Below are 19687 nucleotides of genomic sequence, written 5' to 3'. Positions count from 1 at the left end.
GACGACCCCCTGCGCCGAATCCGCCGCGGGGTTCAGCGTGCCGGGGCCGTGGTCTCCAGGACGGCCGCCTCCGGGCGCCGGTCGGCCGGCCGGTCGGCGGTGACCACGAGGTTGCCCTCGGCGAGCGCCCCGGACTCCGCGTCCTGCTCGATCGAGGTGGCCAGCGGCTTCTCGGCGACGAAGCACAGCAGGGCGGCCGCCAGCAGGCCCAGGGGCACGATCCACAGGTAGATGGGCGTCAGCGCGTCGTTGTAGGAGGCCACGATCGGGTTCCGCAGCGCCTCCGGCAGGGAGGCGACCACGGCGGGGGTCAGCGAGTTGGCCCCGCCCGCGCCGCCCTCCAGCGCGGCGGCCGGGAGGCGTTCGGCCAGCTGGTCGGCCAGCCGGCCCGCGAAGACGCTGCCGACCACGCCGGAGCCCAGGGTCGCGCCGATCTGGCGGAAGAAGTTGTTCGCCGCGGTGGCCGTGCCGACCTGCCGCAGCGGGAAGGTGTTCTGCACGATCAGCACCAGCACCTGCATGGACAGGCCCAGCCCCAGGCCCAGGACCGCGATGTAGAGGCACACGTGCCAGACCCCCTGCTCGGGGGTCAGCGTGGAGAGCAGGCCCATGGCCGCGGCCACGACCACGCTGCCGGCCACCGGCAGCCACTTGTAGCGCCCGGTGCGGCTCACCGCCCGCCCGGCGAGGACCGAGGTCACGAGCAGGGTGCCCATCATCGGGACCATCAGCAGCCCGGAGGCGGTGGCGTCCACGCCGAAGACCATCTGCAGGTAGGTCGGCAGGTAGCCGATGGCGCCGAACATCCCCACGCCGGTGAGCAGCCCGGCGACGGTGGTGAGCACGAAGTTGCGCTCGCCGAACAGGTGCATCGGGATGATCGGCTCGGCGGTGCGCCGCTCCACGGCCACGAACGCGGCCCCGGCCGCGAGCGTGCCGGCGATCAGCCCGAGGATCACGGGGTCGGTCCAGGCGTACTTGCCGCCGCCCCAGGTGGCGAACAGGACCAGGCAGGTCGTGGCCACGGCCAGCAGCACCATGCCGCCGATGTCCAGGCGCGGCCGCCCGGCGTGCCGGGGCAGCCGGAGGAACAGCACGGCGCCGGCCAGGGCCAGCAGCCCGAGCGGGATGTTGATCCAGAAGGCCCAGCGCCAGCCGGGGCCCTCGGTGAACCAGCCGCCGAGCAGCGGACCGGCCACCGAGGAGACGGCGAACACCCCGCCCATGACGCCCATGTACTTCCCGCGCTCCCGGGCGGGGACCACGTCGGCGATGGCGGCCTGGGAGAGGATGATCAGCCCGCCGCCGCCCAGGCCCTGGATCGCGCGGGCCGCGATGAGGACCTCGATGGTCCCGGCGAGCGCGCCGACCACGGACCCGGCCATGAAGACCAGGATCGCGCCGAGCAGCAGCGGCTTGCGGCCCATCAGGTCCCCGAGCTTGCCGTAGACCGGCATCATGATCGTCGAGGCCAGGATGTAGGCGGTGATCACCCACAGCATCTCGTCGACCCCGTTGAGCTCGCCCACGATCGTGGGCAGCGCCGTGCTGAGCACGGTCTGGTTCAGGGCGGCCAGCAGCATCGAGAGCATCAGGCCCACGAAGAGGAGCCCGAGGTGCTGGGGGCCGCGGGCCGGTTCGGCCCGGTGGGCGGGAGTGCGGGTCATGAGAGCTTCTCCTGGAGACGGTGGAAGAGGGTGAGGGCCGAGTCGTGGTCCGCGGCCGGCAGGCCCTGTGCGGGGGAGTAGTCCTCGGCGGTGATGGCGAAGCGCAGCGGGACGCCGCCGAGGATGACGAGCATCCGGGCGACGTCGTCCACGGGGTGCTCCCCGATCCCGGCCGACCACTGCGGGTCCCGGGCCAGCAGCTCCGCGAGGGTGCGGCGCACCAGGTCCTCGGCCTCGAGGGTGAGCTCGTGGCGGCGGCGGCCCAGGCCCGGGTGGTCCTGCAGCAGCCTCCGGCGTCGTTCCGCGTCCGGGCCGGCGTAGGCGCTGCGGGTCACGGCCAGCAGCAGGCGCGAGACCTGGCCCAGCAGGTCGTGCTCGAGGGAGAAGTCCTCCAGCAGCCGCGGGTCCAGGACGGGGGCGCGCATGCCCAGCACCGCGTCCTCCTTGGCGGGGAAGTAGTTGAAGAAGGTGCGCGGGGAAACCCCGGCGGCGGAGGCGATGGCCTCGACCGTGGCGCCCTCCACCCCGTGCTCGAGGGCGAGGCCGGCGGCCGCCTCGTGGATGGCGCACCAGGTCTCGGCCTTCTTGCGGGCGCGCAGGGAGGAGGAGTCGATGTCGTTCACCCTGATATTTTTGCACTCCTGCACGTGTTGCACAACTGCAAGAATATACGGGGGCGCCCCCGGGTCCGGGAATAGGGCGGTGCGCTCCCGGCCTGTACCGGGAGCACACCGCGCCGGCGCCCGCACCGGACCCCGGCGCACGGCAGGACAGGTCCGACCACGGAACGGAGCCCCGCATGACCACCATCCCCCGCACCGACCTCGACATCTTCCCGCTCAACCTGGGCGGCAACACCTTCGGCTGGACCTCCGACCGGAGCACCTCCTTCGCGGTGCTCGACGCCTTCACGGAGGCCGGCGGCAACTTCGTCGACACGGCGGACGTGTACTCCGTGTGGGGCGAGGGGCACACCGGCGGGGAGTCCGAGACCGTGCTGGGGGAGTGGCTGGCCGCCCGCGGCGTCCGCGACGACGTCGTGGTGGCCACCAAGGTGGGCTCCCTGCCGCAGCGCCCCGGCCTGGGCCGGGACAACGTGGTGCAGGCCCTCGAGGAGTCCCTGCGACGGCTCGGCACCGACCGGGTCGACCTCTACTACGCCCACCGCGACGACGAGTCGGTGCCCGTCGCCGAGCAGGCGGCCACCTTCGACGAGCTGGTCCGCTCCGGGAAGGTCCGGGCGGTGGGACTGTCCAACTACAGTCCGCAGCGGCTGCGGGAGTGGTTCGAGACCGCCGAGCGCGAGCACCTCACCGTGCCGGTCGCGATCCAGCCGGAGTACCACCTGGTGGGCCGGCGGTCCTACGAACAGGACCTCGCCCCGCTGGCTCGGCAGTTCGGGGTGGCGGTCCTCCCGTACTTCGGTCTCGCCTCGGGATTCCTCACCGGCAAGTACCGCACGGCCGCCGACCTCAAGGGCCGGGCCCGCGGCGGCGCCACGGGGGCCTACCTGAACGCGCAGGGCCTCGCCGTCGTCGACGCGCTGGTGGGCGTGGCCGAGGCTCGCGGGGCCGAGCCGACGACGGTGGCGCTCGCCTGGCTGCTGGCCAAGGGCGTGACCGCCCCCATCGCCTCGGCCTCCCGGCCCGAGCAGGTGCCGGCGCTCATGGCCGCCCCCGGCCTGGCGCTCACCGCCGAGGAGGTCGGGGTCCTCGACCGGGCCTCGCAGCCGTTCGCCTGACCCCCGGGCCCGGGGGAGGCACCCCGGGAAGACCGGAGAGCAGCGACCGCAGAGGAAGGACCGCATGACCACCACCACGCTCGTCTTCACCCCGCCCTGCGGGCCCGTCCGCGCTCGGGTGGACGGCGCCGTGGTCCGAGCCGGCGGCATCCCCTACGCCACCGCCGACCGCTTCGCCGCTCCCGTGCCCGCCCCGGACCGGGACGAGCCGTTCCCGGCCACGGGCCCGGCCCCGGCCTGCCCCCAGGTCCGCTCGCCGTTCCTCGCCTCGGTGCTGGGGGACGCGCTCGGCGGCCTGCCGCAGGACGAGGCCTGCCAGCGCCTGTCGGTCACGGCGCCCCGCGACGTGCGCGCCGGCGAGGGGCTGCCGGTGATGGTGTGGATCCACGGCGGCTCCTACACCACCGGCGCCGGGGACGCCCCGATCATGGACCCGGCGCGGCTGGTGGCCGAGCAGCGCGTCGTCGTGGTCGGCGTCACCTACCGGCTCGGGCTCTTCGGCTACCTGGGCTCCGGGCACGGGCGCCCGGCCAACCTCGGGCTGCTCGACCAGCTCGAGGCGCTGCGCTGGGTGCGGCGCAACATCGCCGCCTTCGGCGGCGACCCGGACGGCGTGACCGCCTTCGGCCAGTCCGCCGGGGGTGACGCCGTGGCCCACCTGATGGCCGTCCCCGGCGCGGAGTCGCTGTTCCGGCGCGCCATCATCCAGAGCCCGCCGCTGGGCATCGCCCGTGGCCGGGAGCGGATGAACGCCGCCATGGCCGCCGCGGCGGAGTCCGTGACGGCCGCGATGCCCGCCGCCGACGTGGTAGCCGCCCAGGCGGACGTGGAGCGGCACGCGGCACCCTTCGGGCTCCTGGGGGCGATGCCCTTCGGCACCCAGTACGGCCACCACCCGCTGCCCGCCGAGGAGGACGTCGACGCGGCCTGGGACCGGGTGGCCCCGCACGTCGACGTCCTCATCGGCCGCACCACCGAGGAGGCGCGGCTGTACCTGCCCACGGTGCCGGCCCTGCAGCGCTGGACCCGTGTGCCGCTGCTGGGGCCGGTGGTCCGCCGCGCCGTGGTCGGATGGGCGACCCGGGCCGTGTACACCCGGGCGGTCCGCCGGTTCGCCCGCCGGCACGTGCGCGCCGGCGGGACGGCCCGCCACTACGTGATCTCCTGGGCCGCCCCGGGCAACCCGTACGGCGCGGCCCACACGGTCGACCTGCCCCTGCTCTTCGGCGACGAGCCGACCTGGGCGGGCACCGGGCTGGTCGCCGGTGCGGCGTGGGAGGACATCGACGCCGCCGGCCGGCCGGTGCGGCAGCTGTGGGCCGACTTCGCCCGCGGGGAGCCCCTCGGCGACGCCGGCCGCATCCCCGGCGTCCTGCGCCACCGGCGTGTCCGCCGCCCGCTCCGGCGCTGACCCCGGCCCGTCGTCCCCGACGCCGAGCCGCCGGGCGGAGCCGCGGCGGGCGGGGCCTAGGCGGCGACGCCCACCTGGATCAGCGTGCTCCAGGGGTCCTCGAAGCGCAGCACGGCGCCGTCGTGCCGGGTGGGGACCCGGTGGTCCGCCAGCCGGGCCTGCAGGGCGGCGACGTCCTCGGCCGCGGGGAGGTCGATGTTGACCTGCCCCAGCCCCAGGGATGCGGCCCGCGGGCCCGCCCCGGCGCTGTGCCAGGTGTTGAGCGCGATGTGGTGGTGGTAGCCGCCGGCCGCGATGAACAGGGCCGAGCCGATGTCGCTCATCACCTCGAAGCCCAGGACGTCCACGTAGAACCGCCGGCCCTGTGGGATGTCGCCGACCTGCAGGTGGACGTGGCCGAGGGTGGCCGGCGGCGCCGCCGGGCGGGCGCCGGCCGGCTCGGGCAGGTGCTCGCCGAGGAACGCGGTGGGGTCCAGCGGGTTGGACGCCAGCGTCAGCAGCCCGTTGGCCTCCCGCCGCCAGGTGTCCCGGGGGCGGTCGGTGTACAGCTCCACGCCGTTGCCCTCGGGGTCGTCGAAGTAGAAGGCCTGGCTGTAGAGGTGGTCGGCGCTGCCGGTGAACGAGCGCGGCGCCACGGCGGCGACCGAGGCCAGGGCGGCCGCCAGGGCCGGCTCGTCCTCGAAGAGCACCGCGGTGTGGAACAGCCCCGCCTGGCCGCGGCGGGCCGGCGGCAGCTCCGGGACCTGCCGCAGGCGCAGCACGGTCCGGCCGGCACGGCCCAGCACGGCGGTGTCCCCGGCGTGGGCGAGGACCTCGAGGGTCACGGCGTCCGTGTAGTAGGCGAGCATCGTGTCCAGATCGGCCACGAGCAGCTCCACGGCGCCCATCCGGGTCCCGGCGGACAGCAGGTCGTCCGCCGGGCGCGGTGTCAGGCTCCGGGGATCGGGGTTCTGGGGAAAGATCGGCATCTCGGGCTTCTCCGTCGGCGTCGGCGCAACTCAGGGTGATGTGCCCCCAAGAATACCGGGGAAACTATTTCCGGTGCAAGCATCTGGGAGGCCCCCGCCGTCCCGCAGCCGCTTAGAGGACGAAGATCAGCGCCACGATCACCGCCACGATCGCCAGGAGGACCAGGCCCCAGGCCTTGAGGTTGTCGGAGTCGTCCTCCGCGGGGTCGTGGGCGGCGGGCGGCGGCCAGCCGCCGGTCGCCGGGCCGCGCCCGCCCGGACCGGGGAGCGGCCCGCCCTGGGCCTGGCCCGGGAACGGCTCCCCGGGCGCGCCGGGCCGGCCGACCTGCCCGGGCGGCGGCGGGGCGGGCGTGGCGGGGCTCACGCCCCACTGCGGGGCCTGCGGGGCGTCCGCGATCGAGGGCGGCGACGACGGCGGCCCGGCCGGGCCGCTCGCCGGTGCCGTCGGTGTCGGAGGAGCGACCGGGGGCGCTGCGGGCGGCGGCGTCCCGCCGGAGAGCACGGGCCCGTCCTCGCGGTGGCCCCGCTCGGCCTCCGTCAGCAGGGCCACGAAGCGCTCCAGGGACTCCGAGCCGTCGTACTCGCGGGCCAGGAAGCGCTCGGCGCGGCGGCGCACCACCCGGTAGACGCGCCCGTCGTCGGGGATCGAGAGGTCCCGGGCGGCCCGGGCCACGGCCAGCGGCGGCTGCTCGGGCAGCGGGTTCGTGCCCCACTCCAGCAGCCCGGTCAGCAGCGGCCGTTCCAGCACCGAGGCCATCGCCGCGCGGGCGCCGGGCACGCGGGTGAGCTCCAGCAGCCCGCTCGGCGGGGCCGAGGGGCAGCCCGGGACGTCGCCGGGCAGCCGGGCCGCCCGCTCGAGCCAGAACGTGTCGCCGAAGAGGGTGGCCAGCAGCACGGCCGCCGCGAGCCGGTCCTCGCCGGGGGCGGCGTCCTCCGGGGCGCCCTCCTCCCAGTGGGTGCCCAGCGCCCGCCGGGCGGGCTCGCCGGCCAGCCGGACGCGCAGCTGCACGTCCTCCGGGCCGCGGGCGGTCTGCGCGGGATGCTCCACCGCGTGCCGCACCTGCGGGTCGAGCTCGGGGTCCATGGGCCACTCCTCCGTCGTCGTCCGTGAGGTCCATGCTCCCAGATCGGGCTGTGCGGCGGCGGGGAGCCGGTGGGGAGTTGCGCCGGGCGCGTCCGGCGCAGGCCCCGCCCGGCGTGTCCGGCGGGAAGCGTGCCGGGCGGGGAGTGCGTCAGGCGGGGAGCAGGCTGCGCAGCTGCCCGGCGGCCAGGCGCGGGTCCGGGGCCTCGGTGACCGCCCGCACCACCACGGCGCCGCGCGCCCCGGCGGCCAGCACCTCGGGGAGGCGCTGCTCGTCGATGCCGCCGATGGCGAACCACGGCACGGGCGCGGCCGCCGGGTCGGCGTCCAGCCGGGCCTCGGTCAGCGCGGCGACCTCCCGCACGAGGCCCAGGCCGGTGGCGGGCCGGCCCGGCTTGGTGGGGGTCTCCCACACGGGCCCGGTGCAGAAGTAGTCCACGTCCGGGTCGGCCAGCGCGGCCCGAGCCTGGTCGAGGTCGTGGGTGGAGCGGCCGATCAGCACGTCGGGGCCGAGCAGCCCCCGGGCCTGGGCGGGGGTGAGGTCGCGCTGGCCGGCGTGGAAGACGTCCGCGCCCACGAGCGCGGCGAGGTCGGCGCGGTCGTTGACGGCGACCAGCGTGCCGTACTCGGCGGCGACCCGGCCCAGCAGCCGCAGGGCGGCGATCTCCTCGTCGGTGTCGATGCTCCGGTCCCGCAGCTGGACGACGTCCGTCCCGCCGGCGCAGACGGCGTGCAGGAACTCCTCGAGGTCCCCCTGGATGCGGCGCGCGTCGGTGCACACGTACAGCCGGGCGGCGAGGAGCCGGTCCGTGCGCGTGGTGCGCAGCGGCGAAGCGGCGGGGGCGGGGACGTCCTGGGTATGCTGGGTCACACGCTGATGATAGGTCAGCGGTTCTGCGGGAGCCCCACGAGGGGCTGAGAGGGCGTCCGGCGCCGACCGCCACACCTGATGCGGGTCATGCCGCCGTAGGAAAGGACGATGCCGGTGACGTCCGTGCCCCCCGTTCCGAGCTCCGCCGCCCAGCACGTGCGGGCCGACGTCGCCGTGGTCGGAGCCGGGGTGGTCGGCCTGGCCACAGCGTGGGAGCTGCGCCGCCGCGGCCGCTCGGTGGCCGTGGTGGACCCCGAGCCCGGTGCCGGGGCCAGCCGGGCCGCGGCCGGGATGCTCGCCCCGGTGAGCGAGGTCCAGTACCAGCAGGAGCCGCTCTACCCCCTCATGCTCGCCTCGGCCGCCGCCTACCCGGCGTTCGTGGCCGCCGTGCAGGAGGCGGCCGGCGGCTCGGTGGGCCACCGCGCCACCGAGACGCTCGTGTGCGGCGTCGACGCCGCCGACCGGCAGGCCCTGGCGGACCTGCGGGAGCTCCAGCGGCGCCACGGCATGGCCGTGGAGCCGCTCCCGCTGCGCGCCGCCCGGGCCCTGGAGCCGGCCCTGAGCCCGCGGCTGTCCGCCGTGCACCGCGTGCCCGACGACCACCAGGTGGACCCGCGCCGGCTCGTGGCCGGGCTGCTCGCCGCCCTCGTCGCCCCCGCGCTCCCCGTCCCCGCGCTCCCCGGCCCGTCCGGGGCCTGCGGGACGGACGGCGCCGACGGCGGGCCCGCCCGCCTGGTGCACGACCGCGCCACGGGCCTGCGCCACGGCCCCGACGGCGCGGTGACGGGCCTGCACCTGGCCTGCGGCGGGATGGTCTCGGCGGCGGAGACGGTCCTCGCCCCCGGCACCGGTCTCACCGGCCTGGCAGGCCTGCCCGGGTCCTGGCGGCCGCCGCTGCGCCCGGTGCACGGGGACATCCTCCGCGCCCGCCCGCCCCGCGGGGCGCCGCCCCTGCTCGAGCGCACCGTCCGGGGCCTGGTCCACGGGGTGCCCGTCTACCTGGTGCCCCGCGACGACGGGACGGTGGTGATCGGGGCGACCTCCCGCGAGGACGGCCTCGACGGGACCAGCGCCGGGGGCGTGTTCCGGCTGCTGCGCGACGCCCAGGCCGTGGTCCCCGGCGTCGCCGACCTCGAGCTGGTCGAGGCCATGGCCCGCGCCCGGCCCGGGACCCCGGACGACATCCCGTACCTGGGCCGCGTCCGCGGACCGGAGGCAGGCCCGGTGCCCGGTCTCGTGGTCTCCACCGGCTACTTCCGCCACGGCGTGCTGCTCGCCCCGCTGGCCGCCCGCCTCGCCGCGGAGCTGGTGCTCGGCCGCTCCGGCGCGGACCCGGGCCCCGACGCCGAGTACCTGGCCACCACCGACCCGCACCGCTTCGACCGTCCCGTCGAGGCGCCCACCACGGACCCCGCGACCGGGTCCCGCACCCCGCACAGGAGCACCCGATGACCGCCATCACCCTCAACGGCCGCCCGCACGTCGTGGCCGGGGACACCACCGTCGGAGACCTCGTGGCCGAGACCGTCGGGCGGCCCCTGGGCCCCGACGGCGCCCCGCTGGACGGCCGCCGGCTGGGCGTGGCCGTGGCGGTGGACGCCGCCGTGGTCCCGCGCAGCCGCTGGGGTCGGACCCCCGTGGCCGAGGGCCAGGCCGTCGAGATCATCACCGCCGTCCAGGGAGGCTGACATGACCCACCCCGCACCCCTCGCGGACCCGCTCGTGCTCGACGGCGCCGCGCTGTCCTCCCGGCTGATCATGGGCACCGGCGGGCTCAGCTCGCTGCACACCCTGGAACAGGCCCTGCTCGCCTCCGGCACCGAGCTGACCACCGTGGCCCTGCGCCGCTACGCCCCCGGCCACGGCGACTCGCTGTTCGCGATGCTCGAGCGCAACGGCATCCGGATCCTGCCCAACACCGCGGGCTGCTACACCGCCCGGGACGCCCTGCTCACCGCCGAGCTCGGCCGCGAGGCCCTGGAGACCGACTGGGTCAAGCTCGAGGTCATCGCCGACGAGGACACCCTGCTGCCCGACGTGGTGGAGCTGCTCGACGCCACCGAGCAGCTCGTGGCCCGCGGCTTCCGGGTCTTCGCCTACACCTCCGACGACCCGGCCGTGGCCCGCCGGCTGGAGGACCTCGGCGCGGCCGCCGTGATGCCCCTGGGGGCGCCGATCGGCACCGGGCTGGGGATCCTCAACCCGCACAACATCGAGCTCATCACCTCCCGGGCCTCGGTGCCCGTGGTGCTCGACGCCGGGATCGGCACCGCCTCCGAGGCCGCCCTGGCCATGGAGCTGGGCTGCGACGCCGTGCTGCTGGCCAGCGCCGTGACCCGAGCCCAGGACCCGGTGGCCATGGCCACCGCGATGCGCCACGCCGTGGCCGCCGGGCGGCTCGCCGCCGGCGCCGGGCGGATCCCGGCCCGCCGCCACGCCCGGGCGTCTTCGCCGATGGCCGGGCGGATCGGCGCCGGCGCGCCCGACGGCACCCCCGACGGCATGTCCGACGGCGGGCCGGCCGCCGACCCGGCGGACGTCCCGCGCGGGGACTGGGCGCCCGTGGGGGAGCGGCCGTGAGCCCGCTGCCCCCCCTGGTGGAGCCGGGCCCCGACCTGACCCGGGCGGAGCTCGAGCGCTACGCCCGGCACCTGAGCCTGCCCGGCATCGGTCCGCTCGGCCAGCGCCGGCTCGGCAACGCCCGGGTGCTCGTGGTCGGCGCCGGCGGGCTGGGCGCCCCGGCCCTGCAGTACCTCGCCGCGGCCGGCGTGGGCACGCTGGGGATCGTCGACGACGACGTCGTGGCGGTCTCCAACCTGCAGCGCCAGGTGGTGCACCGAACCGCCGACGTCGGCCGGCCCAAGGCGGACTCCGCCGCGGAGGCCGTGGCCGCGCTCAACCCGCTCGTGCGGGTGCGCACCCACCCCTGCCGGCTCACGGCGGACAACGCCCTGCGGATCCTCGGAGAGTACGACCTCGTCCTCGACGGCGCGGACAACTTCGCGACCCGCTACGTGGTCGGCGACGCCGCCGCCCTGACCGGGATCCCCTGCGTGTGGGGCTCCATCCTGCGCTTCGAGGGGCAGGTCAGCGTCTTCTGGGCCGGCCACGGGCCCACCTACCGGGACCTCTACCCCGAGGCGCCGCCGGACGGGGAGGTCCCCAGCTGCGCCGAGGGCGGGGTCTTCGGCATGCTCCCCGCCACCGTGGGCGCGGTGATGGTCACCGAGGCCGTCAAGCTGATCACCGGCACCGGCGAGCCCCTGCTCGGGCGGGTGCTGCTGCACGACGCCCTGGCCATGACCTGGCGCGAGATGCGCCTGAGCCCGGACCCCGACGCCGCCCCGGTCACCGCCGTCGCCCGGCCCGAGGCCGTCGCCCCGCCGCCCGGCGGCGGGGCGGAGCCCGCCGAGACCGTCGGGGCAGCCGAGCTGGCCCGGCTGCTGGCACGGCGGGCGCGCGGCGAGGCGGACTTCGTGCTGGTCGACGTGCGGGAGGACTGGGAGCGGCAGCTCCTGGCCATCCCCGGCGCCGTGCCGGTGCCGCTCCCGGAGCTGCTGGATCGGGGGCCGGCCGCCCTGCCGCCGGAGGCCCGGGGCGCGGACCTCGTGCTGCACTGCAAGGCCGGCGCCCGCTCGGCGAGCGCCCTCGCCGCGCTGCGCCCGTTCTACGCCGGCCGGGAGGAGCGGCTCCGCCACCTCGAGGGCGGGGTGCTGGCCTGGGCGGAGCTGGTGGAGCCGGAGCGGCCGCGCTACTGATCCGTCCCCCGCCGGTGCGGCCGCGGCGGATGCGTACACCATCCGGGAGGACATGACCGTCTGTGACGTGCCCGTGACACCCGATGACATGTGACGGTCACCGGGTGGCTCCGCACCCCCGCGGTCTGGTGCGATGTCATCCGTCCCATTCAGAGCGGCCGAGAGATCTGGCTCGACGACGCCGCAGCAACCCGTCCTTCGCAGGGGTCAGGGTGCTAAGGCCAGAACCGATGGAGATCCCGGATCTGCAGTCGCCCCGTGACGCCGGCCCCCGGCGCCGTCGTCGCCGGGCCCGCCCCGGCGCGACCGGACGGCCGGCACTCCTCGGTGCGACCGGAAGGACCACCGCATGACCCGCACCACGGACGAGGGGACTCCCACCCGTCCCCGCGCCGGCACGAACCTCGCCGCCGGTCTGCCGGGCGACTACGCCGGGCTGAGCGAGCACTTCGGGCCGCTGTTCGCGGAGATCGCCGCCGGCTCCCTGACCCGGGACCTCCGGCGCGCGCTGCCCCACGAGGAGGTCGGCCGGCTGGACCGGGCCGGATTCGGCGCCCTGCGCGTCCCGGCGGCCCACGGCGGTCCCGGCGTCGGCATCGAGGACTTCACCCGGCTGCTGGTCGACCTGGCCGAGGCGGACTCCAACATCGCCCACCTCTACCGCTCCCACGCCGGCTTCGTGGAGTCCCTGCGCTTCCTGCCCCGGGAGCTCCAGGACGTCTGGTACCCGCGGGTGCTGGCCGGGGCCACCGTCGGCAACGCCTCCACGGAGAAGGGCGGCAACGCGCTGGGCACGCTGAACACCGTGCTGCGCCGCACCGCCGAGGGATGGGAGATCACCGGCCGGAAGTTCTACGCCACCGGCTCCATCTTCTGCGACTACACCCGCGTCTCGGCCGCCCTCGACGGCCGGGACGGGCGCCGCTTCGCCGTGGTCGCCACGGACGCCCCGGGGGTCACGCTCGAGGACGACTGGGACGGCTTCGGGCAGAAGCTCACCGGCACCGGCACCGCCACTTCGACCGCGTGCGCGTCCCGGACGACGCCGTGCTGGACCGCACCGCCGGCAGCGCGGAGGCCGTCCACGAGGCCGCCTTCTTCCAGCTCGTGCTGCTGGCCGTGCTGGCCGGCATCGCCCGCGCCGCCCGGCGGGACGCCGTGGGGACCATCGCCACCCGCCGGCGGACCTTCAACACCGGCCTCGGCCTGCCGTTCCGCGAGGACCCGCTGATCCAGGAGGCGACCGGCCGGATCTCCGCCAAGGCCTTCGCCGCGGAGGCCACCGTGCTGCACGCCGCCCGCGCCCTGGACGCCGGGATCGCCGCCGCCGCGGCGTCCGGCGCCGACCGCCCGGAGTTCACCGGGACCCTCCCGGCGGCGCTGCACGAGTCCGAGATCGCCGTGGAGCACGCCCAGGTCACCGTGCCGGAGCTGGCGCTCGGCGCCGCCCAGGACTTGTTCCTCACGGTGGGCGCGTCCGCCACGTCTACGGCCAAGGGCCTGGACCGGCACTGGCGCAACGCCCAGACCGTGGCCACCCACAACCCGATCGCCTTCCGGGCCCGCGCCCTCGGCGACTACCTCATCAACGGCACCCTGCCGGAGGGCCTGAACGCCATCGGCGACGCCAGGACCGCCGCCGACCGAACCCCAGGAGTCTGACGCATGACCACCCCGACCACGGCCGCCGCGGGACGCACCAGCGTCGTCCACGGCAAGAAGCGCGTCCTGGCCTCGGCCTTCGCCGGCACCACCATCGAGTGGTACGACTTCTACCTCTACGGCACCGCCGCCGCACTGGTCTTCAACGTCCAGTTCTTCCCCATGGCCACCGAGCTCGGCGGCATCGTCGCCTCCTTCGCCACCCTCGCGGTCGGGGTGATCGCCCGGCCCCTGGGCGGGATCGTCGCCGGCCACCTGGGCGACCGGATCGGCCGCAAGGCCCTGCTCGTGGCCTCCCTGCTGCTCATGGGCGTGGCCTCCACCCTGATCGGCCTGCTGCCGACCTACGAGGTGATCGGCTGGTGGGCCGTCGTCGGGCTCGTCGCCCTGCGGATCCTGCAGGGCCTGTCCGCCGGCGCCGAATGGGGCGGCTCCGCGCTGCTGAGCGTGGAGCACTCCCCGGCCCGGCACCGCGGGTTCTTCGGGTCCTTCACCCAGATCGGCTCCTCGGCCGGCATGCTGCTGGCCACCGGCGCGTTCTTCGTCGTGCAGCACGTCATGAGCGCGGAGCAGTTCGCCGCCTACGGCTGGCGCATCCCCTTCCTGCTCTCGGCGCTGCTGGTGGCGGTCGGCCTGTGGATCCGCCTCGGCGTGGCCGACGCCCCCGAGTTCCTGGAGCACCGGGCCTCGGGCAACGTGGCCGCAGCACCCCTGCGGGAGCTGCTGCTCCACCACCGCCGCCCGCTGCTGGTCACGGTCGGCCTGCGCCTGGCCCAGAACGCCGTCTACTACCTGGTGACGGTCTACATGCTCACCTACCTGCGGGACGTGCGCGGGGACAGCTCCTCCGGCGTGACCGCGGTGATGATCGCCTCGGCCATCGGCCTGTTCACCACCCCCTTCTGGGGCTGGCTGTCGGACCGGGTGGGCCGCAGGGTCGTCTCGGTGAGCGCCTACGCGGCGATCGGCGTCTTCGGCTGGGTGCTGTTCGCCTTCCTCGGCTCCGGCCCGCTCGCCCTGCTCCCGCTCGTGGTGGTCCTCGGCATCAACCTCGTCCACGACGCCATCTACGGACCGCAGGCGGCCTGGTTCGCCGAGCAGTTCCCCGTGCACGTGCGGTACTCGGGGGTGAGCTTCGGCTACCAGGTCGGCACCGTCCTGGGCGGCGGGCTGATGCCGATGATCGCCGCCCTGCTGTTCGCCGCCGGCGGGGACACCCCGTGGCTGATCGCCGGATACCTCTCCGGGCTGTCCGTGCTCTCCGTCGTCGCCGCCCTGGCCGCGAAGGACCCCGCCCGCCAGCAGCGCGGCGCCGAGCTCACCGACCTGCACGCCGGTTCCACCGCGGCCGGGGCCGACCGCGCACCGGTCGGCGCCGCCGCCGGGACCACCACCGAGAGGACCACCGCATGAGCCGCCCCCTGCTGCTGAACGCCTTCGACATGATGGTGCCCGTGCACCAGTCACCGGGTCTGTGGCGCCACCCCGAGGCCGGGGTCGCAGGGTTCGACACGCTGGAGTACTGGACGTCCCTGGCCCGCACCCTCGAGGAGGGCGGCTTCGCCTCGCTGTTCCTGGCCGACATCCCGGGCGTCTACGACGTCTACGGCGGCGGGACCGAGGCCACCGCCCGCGGGGGAGTGCAGTACCCGCTGCTCGACCCGCTCGTCGCGGTGCCGGCGATGGCCGCGGTGACCGAGCGGCTCGGCTTCGGCGTGACCGCCTCCGTGACCTACGAGGCGCCCTACCTGCTGGCCCGCACCTTCGCGACCCTGGACCACTTCACCCGCGGCCGGGTGGCGTGGAACGTGGTGACCTCCTACCAGGACTCCGCCGCCCGGAACCTGGGCATGGACCGGCAGATCCCGCACGACGAGCGCTACGACCGCGCCGACGAGTACATGGAGGTCATGTACAAGCTGCTCGAGGGCTCCTTCGAGCCCGGGGCGGTGCCGGCCGACGCCGGTGCCGGGGTCTTCGTGGACCCGGACCGCGCGCACCCCGTCGGCCACGAGGGCACCTACTTCTCCGTGCCCGGCCACGCGCTGACCCACCCCGGCCCCCAGGGCACCCCCCTGCTGTTCCAGGCGGGCGCCTCCAAGCGCGGACAGCAGTTCGCCGTGGACCACGCCGAGGCCATCTTCTTCATCGGGAACACCCCGCGGCTCGTGCGCCGGTGGACCGACGGTGTCCGCGCCGGGCTGGTCGAGCGCGGCCGGGCCGAGGACGCGGTCAAGACCTTCACCATGGCCACCGTGGTGGTCGCCGAGACCGACGACGAGGCCCGCGCCCGCCTGGAGGGGTACCGCCGGCACGTGGACATCCCGGGCGCACTGTCCCTGTTCGGCGGCTGGACCGGGGTCGACCTCGCCGGCGCGGACCCCGACGCACCGCTCGAGTACGTGGCCACCGACGCCAACCAGTCCGCGCTCGCGGCGTTCACCTCGCTGTCCCCGGACCGGACCTGGACGGTGCGGGACCTGGCCGAGTTCGTGGCCATCGGCGGCCGGGGGCCCGTCATCGCCGGGGCGCCCGCCACCGTGGCGGACGAGCTCGAGCGCTGGCGCGAGGAGGCCGGCGTGGACGGCTTCAACATCTCGGCGGCCGTGCGGCCGGCGGACCTGGAGCGGTTCACGACGATGGTCTCGCCGGAGCTGCGGCGCCGCGGCCTGCTGCCGGAGCCCGGGAGCGTCCCCGCCGGTCGGACGCTGCGCGAGGTCCTGACCGGGGCCGGTCCGCGGCTGGCCGACGACCACCGCGGGGCCTCCTTCCGCCGGTGATCCCCGGGACGTCCGCGGGACCGGGGGCGAGCGGTCCGACCGGCGGAGGCTCAGCGGCCCATCTGCGCGGTCTCGTCCTCGAGGTCGTCGAGCACCCACTCCGCCAGCTGTCCGGCGGGGACGACGACCGACGCCTGTCGCAGCCGGTCCGGGTCCTCCAGGGAGGAGCCCTCCTCGGTGGCCTCGGCCTCGAGCACGGTCAGGGCCGCGGCGTACCCGGCGGCCAGTGCCTCGCTCCAGGCGCGGTGGCCGGCGTAGCAGGCGTGGTCCGGGTCGGGACTGCGCGCCTCCATCCACCGCGCCGGTGCCACGAGTGCGGGGGCGGGGGGCATGCAGCGCTGGTGCAGCGCCCAGGTGACGTCCGCCCAGCGACCCGACGGGGTGTGGACCATGGGGTAGTAGGTGGCCACCCACTGCGTGGGGGAGTGCGGGTGGAGCTCGACAGCCAGAGCCCCGGACGCGGAGTCGTTCATGCCGTCCTTCGGATCGCAGGGGAAGCACGGGGCGGCCGGGGCTGGACCGCACGGGGCCCGGAGGAAGCCCGGTCGTGCTGCTTCAGCCTAGACGCTGAGCCGTCGACCATGAAAGCACGCTGAGCAATGTGTCCACGGCGCCCCTCGGGCGCAGGCCTGGGGGGTGTCCCGCCGAGCGCGCGGTGCTCGTTCCGCGAAGGGGGCACCGGTTGCGGGCCCGTCCGGCCGGTGCGTGCCGGGGCAGGGCGCGGGAGAGCGGGGGGCATGCACGCATCGACGCAGCCGCACCGGGATCCCTCCGGCGGTCGGCCCCGCACCGGCGTGGACGGGGACCTGGCGTCCCGGCTCGGCGAGCTGGCCCGATGCCTGCAGGACGAGGACGACGTCGAGGCCACCTTGGCCACGATGGTGGATGTCGCCCCGGACCCGGTCCCCGGAGCGGCGGAGGCCTTCGCCGACGCCCAGCAGATCAGCGGTCTGAGGGAGGTCCTGGTCACCCGGGAGTGCTCGCCGGGGGAGAGGAGGTGGCCACCCAGTGGGTGGGGGAGCGGGGGCGCAGCTCGACGGCGGAAGTCCCGGGGATGCGGATGTCCATGCCGATGTCCTGGTCGTCGGTGCGGAACCACGTCGCGACGGCGGCCGGGGGCTGGGCCCCGCAGCGGACGAAGACGCGGCCCGAGGGACATGAGGCGATCAGGCGGTGAGACGGTGCCATGCCGTGATCTCGGGGTGTTTCCTGGCGATCATCTCCGGGACCGTGCCGGTGTCGTCGTTCAGCGGTCAGGAGCCGGCCCGGTGGAGCGGCTGCTGGGGAAGGGCCGAGGCCGGCGTAGGGCTCTCACGAGTTTCAGTGGCCAGTACAGGCAGCGGAGGATGGTGCCTGCCGCGGCGGGAATGGGGCTGCTGATCTGGTGGGCACGGTAGGTGCGGTGGTAGCGGCCCACGTAGTGGTGGAAGCGCGCAGGAGAGTCGTCCATGCGACGGGCTGAGACGCCGGCGACCATGACTGGGCGGTAGGCGACCTTCAGTCCGTGTTCGCTCAGGTGCAGCGACAGGTCGATGTCCTCGTGCATCTGGTCGTGGGCGTCCCGGCAGGTCGTGGTGCGGATCTGTTCCCAGGCGGTGCGGCGGATGGCCATGTTGGAGCCGTACAGGAACGGGTGCTGATCGGCGACCCATTTCATCATGAGGTGCCGTCCGGCAGCATCGATGGCCAATCCCAGTCGGGGGAGCGGCAGGTCGTAGTAGAACACCGGGCCGGTCGCGGCGGCCAGGTCCGGGTCCGTGAAGGCCTGCTGGACCTGGGCCACCCAGTCCGGGGCGAGCACGGAGTCCGCATCGATGCGGCCCAGTACCTCTGCGCGGGCGGCGTCGAGGCCGGCGTTGCGGGTGGGGACCAACCCCTGTGCGGCATGCTGCTGGACGAGGATCAGCGGAGCGTGCGGGTTCTCGTCCTGCATCCGGTTCACCACATCACGGGTGCCGTCCGTGGAAGCGTTGTCGACGACGATGATCTGCTGCGCGGCCACCGTCTGGTCCAACACCGCCTGCAGGCACCTGCGCAGGACCGCTTCTTCGTTGAAGGCCGGGATGACCACGCCGACGCCCGGCCGGCCGACGTGCTGAGGTGAGGACATGCCCTCATGGTAAGGATGGGCCGGCGCGGGTTCCGAATGATGCTCGTGCTGGTGGCGGAGCTGTCGAGCGGACCGTGGGCAGGGCCCGCGTCGAGTCATCCTGCTCGCTCCGGAGCCGGTGGATTCGCTTCTCGGCGTCGTCCTCGGTCATTGCGCTGGTTCCCTGGATGGGAACCCCACGGCGGGAGAGTTCGTCGACGAGACACAGCATGGTTGGGGGCATGCCGGAGGCGCTCAGCCCGGTCCTCGGCGTGCTCGCGCAAAGATGCGGTGAAAGCGGTGATCGCCGTCTCCAGTGTTGCGCCTTCGGAGTCGAAGCCGCGGGTCACTGTGACCATCCAAGTATGTGATGCCGTGTCGAGTACGGAACTGAAGTACTGGCGTGCACCTGAGGAGCACAGGTTCAGAGACGGGGCGACGGTCGTACCTGCATGAAATCCCCGTGCTCGTTGTGCATCGAATACACAAGGTACAGGGGATCGGATGGTGATTGCTGTGGTGGCGTCAGTCGCAGCTGCGTCATAAGGCAGGGGATGCGAGACGTCTCGTCCGGGGAATTTGCGCCCGCATGATTCCGCGGATTGGTGTGTCTCGCATCCTTGTGCTTTATCCGCGCCCCTAGAATTGAACACTCAACGTTAGTTGCGAGACAGATGGGGTGGACATGGGAAAGCTGATCGGGTATGCGCGCGTGTCGACACGGCAACAGGACGCAGACCGTCAAGTGTCTGACCTACTGGCCGCCGGCGTGCGGCGCGATGACATTTATGTGGACAGTGGAGTATCTGGAGGCCGTGCGTCCCGTCCGGCGTTCGACAAAGCGGTGGCAGCGCTCGAGAGGGGCGACACGCTGGTGATCACGACGCTGGACCGTCTGGGACGCTCGACGCAGAACATGCTGGCCTTCGCCGAGGCGCTGCGGGGCAGGGGTGCCGGTCTACGGGTGCTCAACCTCGGTGGGGGAGACGTGGACACCGCCACCCCGATGGGCTCGATGGTGTTCACGGTCATGGCTGCTTTGGCGCAGATGGAACTGGAGATCAAGCGGGAGCGGATCACCGACTCCGTGGCCAAGCGCAGAGCGGCCGGCAAGGACCTGGGTGGACGGCGCCAGACCTTCACCGACTCGCAGATCCGTAACGCCCTGCGCCTGGTCGAGTCCGGGGAGCCAGCCACCCAGGTCGCCCGGGACCTCGGAATGTCGCGGGCCACCCTCTACCGGCGGATCCGGGAGCTGCCGCAGGCAACGACCATCTGAGCTCTCAGCGGGTGGCCCGGGCACTCTCTCGTTGAATGGTGCGGTAGATCGTCGCCCTCGAAACCCCGAACAGCTCCGCCAGCTCAGCCTGGTTGTGCTCGCCCCGGGCATGCAACGCCATCAAATGGCGCCGCTGCAGGGCAGAGAGTTTTGGCTGCTTGCCCCGCAGCCGGCCCTTGGCCCGGGCCACGGCCATGCCCTCGCGGGTGCGCATCCGAATCAGATCGGATTCAAACTCGGCGACCATGCTTAGTACTGCAACGACAGATCGTGACCTCTGCGTTTGTAGTGGCTGGCGCGGGTACGGGCTTGGCATGTTCGTCGCCAGGACGACCAGTGCCAGATGTGCTCGGGCAGGTGGTGGACGGGGTGGGCGATGC

At 74.6% G+C, this 19687-nt stretch carries 18 protein-coding genes, 1 pseudogene and 2 riboswitches; of the genes and pseudogenes, 10 read left to right on the top strand and 9 right to left on the bottom strand.

Translation table 11 applies throughout. The features are described from left to right. Window positions 1-32: 32 nt before the first annotated feature. Together ACWCOM_RS02200 and ACWCOM_RS02195 are read right to left on the bottom strand one after the other, a co-directional pair. On the bottom strand, window positions 33-1667 hold the full coding sequence (locus ACWCOM_RS02200; RefSeq protein WP_454547103.1) for an MDR family MFS transporter: 1635 nt from the start codon (window positions 1665-1667) through the stop codon (window positions 33-35). After that, window positions 1664-2290: a TetR/AcrR family transcriptional regulator gene (locus ACWCOM_RS02195; RefSeq protein WP_454547102.1), complete on the bottom strand. Its 627-nt coding sequence runs from the start codon at window positions 2288-2290 to the stop codon at window positions 1664-1666. The genes ACWCOM_RS02200 and ACWCOM_RS02195 overlap by 4 nt, the downstream gene beginning before the upstream one ends. 176 nt (window positions 2291-2466) lie before the next feature. On the opposite strand from ACWCOM_RS02195, the gene ACWCOM_RS02190 reads away from it, so the two are divergent. Together ACWCOM_RS02190 and ACWCOM_RS02185 are read left to right on the top strand one after the other, a co-directional pair. Then, window positions 2467-3408, top strand: a complete 942-nt coding sequence (locus ACWCOM_RS02190; RefSeq protein ID WP_454547101.1) for an aldo/keto reductase — start codon at window positions 2467-2469, stop codon at window positions 3406-3408. 64 nt (window positions 3409-3472) lie between these two features. Further along, the gene (locus ACWCOM_RS02185) at window positions 3473-4819 is read left to right on the top strand and encodes a carboxylesterase family protein (RefSeq protein ID WP_454547100.1); all 1347 of its coding nucleotides are present in this window, start codon (window positions 3473-3475) and stop codon (window positions 4817-4819) included. A gap of 56 nt (window positions 4820-4875) precedes the next feature. Here the strand turns inward: ACWCOM_RS02185 and ACWCOM_RS02180 are convergent, their stop codons facing one another. From ACWCOM_RS02180 to thiE, 3 genes are all read right to left on the bottom strand, one after another. Beyond that, the gene (locus tag ACWCOM_RS02180; protein WP_454547099.1) at window positions 4876-5787 is read right to left on the bottom strand and encodes a VOC family protein; all 912 of its coding nucleotides are present in this window, start codon (window positions 5785-5787) and stop codon (window positions 4876-4878) included. A 112-nt stretch (window positions 5788-5899) separates the two neighbouring features. Next, the gene (locus ACWCOM_RS02175; protein WP_454547098.1) at window positions 5900-6871 is read right to left on the bottom strand and encodes a hypothetical protein; all 972 of its coding nucleotides are present in this window, start codon (window positions 6869-6871) and stop codon (window positions 5900-5902) included. 148 nt (window positions 6872-7019) lie between these two features. Then, window positions 7020-7739, bottom strand: a complete 720-nt coding sequence (thiE, locus tag ACWCOM_RS02170) for a thiamine phosphate synthase (protein WP_454547097.1) — start codon at window positions 7737-7739, stop codon at window positions 7020-7022. A 15-nt stretch (window positions 7740-7754) separates the two neighbouring features. Then, window positions 7755-7858, top strand: a riboswitch (TPP riboswitch). Here thiE and ACWCOM_RS02165 point away from each other — a divergent pair. The 7 genes and pseudogenes from ACWCOM_RS02165 (at window position 7848) to ACWCOM_RS02135 (ending at window position 15939) form a co-directional block, all read left to right on the top strand. Further along, window positions 7848-9191, top strand: coding sequence for an FAD-dependent oxidoreductase (locus ACWCOM_RS02165; RefSeq protein WP_454547096.1), 1344 nt, complete (start codon window positions 7848-7850; stop codon window positions 9189-9191). It overlaps the preceding riboswitch by 11 nt. Continuing rightward, entirely contained in the window at window positions 9188-9427 is a 240-nt protein-coding gene (thiS, locus tag ACWCOM_RS02160) for a sulfur carrier protein ThiS (RefSeq protein ID WP_454547095.1), read from the top strand. The genes ACWCOM_RS02165 and thiS overlap by 4 nt, the downstream gene beginning before the upstream one ends. A 1-nt stretch (window position 9428) precedes the next feature. After that, entirely contained in the window at window positions 9429-10319 is an 891-nt protein-coding gene (locus ACWCOM_RS02155) for a thiazole synthase (protein WP_454547094.1), read from the top strand. Further along, window positions 10316-11497 carry a molybdopterin-synthase adenylyltransferase MoeB gene (gene moeB / locus ACWCOM_RS02150; RefSeq protein ID WP_454547093.1) on the top strand — a complete coding sequence of 394 codons (1182 nt, stop codon included), beginning with the start codon at window positions 10316-10318 and terminating at the stop codon, window positions 11495-11497. Before ACWCOM_RS02155 ends, moeB begins: the two co-directional genes overlap by 4 nt. A 142-nt stretch (window positions 11498-11639) precedes the next feature. Further along, a riboswitch (SAM riboswitch) is annotated at window positions 11640-11734 on the top strand. Between the two features lie 112 nt (window positions 11735-11846). Continuing rightward, window positions 11847-13159: pseudogene (locus ACWCOM_RS02145) on the top strand (acyl-CoA dehydrogenase family protein). A gap of 3 nt (window positions 13160-13162) precedes the next feature. Next, window positions 13163-14572, top strand: coding sequence for an MFS transporter (locus ACWCOM_RS02140; protein WP_454547092.1), 1410 nt, complete (start codon window positions 13163-13165; stop codon window positions 14570-14572). Further along, a complete protein-coding gene (locus ACWCOM_RS02135) occupies window positions 14569-15939 on the top strand; it encodes an LLM class flavin-dependent oxidoreductase (protein WP_454547091.1) in 1371 nt (456 codons plus the stop codon). The genes ACWCOM_RS02140 and ACWCOM_RS02135 overlap by 4 nt, the downstream gene beginning before the upstream one ends. A 50-nt stretch (window positions 15940-15989) precedes the next feature. Here ACWCOM_RS02135 and ACWCOM_RS02130 read toward each other — a convergent pair whose 3' ends face one another. The 3 genes from ACWCOM_RS02130 to ACWCOM_RS02120 all read right to left on the bottom strand — a co-directional run bounded on the left by ACWCOM_RS02130 (window position 15990) and on the right by ACWCOM_RS02120 (window position 18049). Beyond that, entirely contained in the window at window positions 15990-16412 is a 423-nt protein-coding gene (locus ACWCOM_RS02130) for a hypothetical protein (RefSeq protein ID WP_454547090.1), read from the bottom strand. Between the two features lie 493 nt (window positions 16413-16905). Next, entirely contained in the window at window positions 16906-17127 is a 222-nt protein-coding gene (locus ACWCOM_RS02125) for a hypothetical protein (protein ID WP_454547089.1), read from the bottom strand. 58 nt (window positions 17128-17185) lie between these two features. Beyond that, window positions 17186-18049, bottom strand: coding sequence for a glycosyltransferase (locus ACWCOM_RS02120; protein ID WP_454547088.1), 864 nt, complete (start codon window positions 18047-18049; stop codon window positions 17186-17188). Window positions 18050-18713: 664 nt separating this feature from the next. Here ACWCOM_RS02120 and ACWCOM_RS02115 point away from each other — a divergent pair. After that, window positions 18714-19307 (top strand): recombinase family protein, encoded by a 594-nt coding sequence (locus ACWCOM_RS02115; RefSeq protein ID WP_454547087.1) that lies wholly within the window; start codon window positions 18714-18716, stop codon window positions 19305-19307. Between the two features lie 4 nt (window positions 19308-19311). On the opposite strand, the gene ACWCOM_RS02110 is transcribed toward ACWCOM_RS02115, so the two are convergent. Continuing rightward, the gene (locus tag ACWCOM_RS02110; RefSeq protein ID WP_454547312.1) at window positions 19312-19635 is read right to left on the bottom strand and encodes a recombinase family protein; all 324 of its coding nucleotides are present in this window, start codon (window positions 19633-19635) and stop codon (window positions 19312-19314) included. Window positions 19636-19687: the final 52 nt, after the last annotated feature.

Source organism: Kocuria sp. KH4, from assembly GCF_053711175.1.
Note: the sequence above shows the minus strand (reverse complement) of the source record. Positions and strands in the feature narration are given on the sequence as shown.

Bases quoted from the DNA above. Each gene is read 5' to 3' on its own strand.
- ACWCOM_RS02200 (WP_454547103.1), bottom strand. From the start codon at position 1,667: ATGACCCGCACTCCCGCCCACCGGGCCGAACCGGCCCGCGGCCCCCAG.
- ACWCOM_RS02190 (WP_454547101.1), top strand. From the start codon at position 2,467: ATGACCACCATCCCCCGCACCGACCTCGACATCTTCCCGCTCAACCTG.
- ACWCOM_RS02185 (WP_454547100.1), top strand. From the start codon at position 3,473: ATGACCACCACCACGCTCGTCTTCACCCCGCCCTGCGGGCCCGTCCGC.
- ACWCOM_RS02180 (WP_454547099.1), bottom strand. From the start codon at position 5,787: ATGCCGATCTTTCCCCAGAACCCCGATCCCCGGAGCCTGACACCGCGC.
- ACWCOM_RS02175 (WP_454547098.1), bottom strand. From the start codon at position 6,871: ATGGACCCCGAGCTCGACCCGCAGGTGCGGCACGCGGTGGAGCATCCC.
- ACWCOM_RS02165 (WP_454547096.1), top strand. From the start codon at position 7,848: ATGCCGGTGACGTCCGTGCCCCCCGTTCCGAGCTCCGCCGCCCAGCAC.
- thiS (WP_454547095.1), top strand. From the start codon at position 9,188: ATGACCGCCATCACCCTCAACGGCCGCCCGCACGTCGTGGCCGGGGAC.
- ACWCOM_RS02155 (WP_454547094.1), top strand. From the start codon at position 9,429: ATGACCCACCCCGCACCCCTCGCGGACCCGCTCGTGCTCGACGGCGCC.
- ACWCOM_RS02140 (WP_454547092.1), top strand. From the start codon at position 13,163: ATGACCACCCCGACCACGGCCGCCGCGGGACGCACCAGCGTCGTCCAC.
- ACWCOM_RS02135 (WP_454547091.1), top strand. From the start codon at position 14,569: ATGAGCCGCCCCCTGCTGCTGAACGCCTTCGACATGATGGTGCCCGTG.
- ACWCOM_RS02130 (WP_454547090.1), bottom strand. From the start codon at position 16,412: ATGAACGACTCCGCGTCCGGGGCTCTGGCTGTCGAGCTCCACCCGCAC.
- ACWCOM_RS02125 (WP_454547089.1), bottom strand. From the start codon at position 17,127: ATGGCACCGTCTCACCGCCTGATCGCCTCATGTCCCTCGGGCCGCGTC.
- ACWCOM_RS02120 (WP_454547088.1), bottom strand. From the start codon at position 18,049: ATGTCCTCACCTCAGCACGTCGGCCGGCCGGGCGTCGGCGTGGTCATC.
- ACWCOM_RS02115 (WP_454547087.1), top strand. From the start codon at position 18,714: ATGGGAAAGCTGATCGGGTATGCGCGCGTGTCGACACGGCAACAGGAC.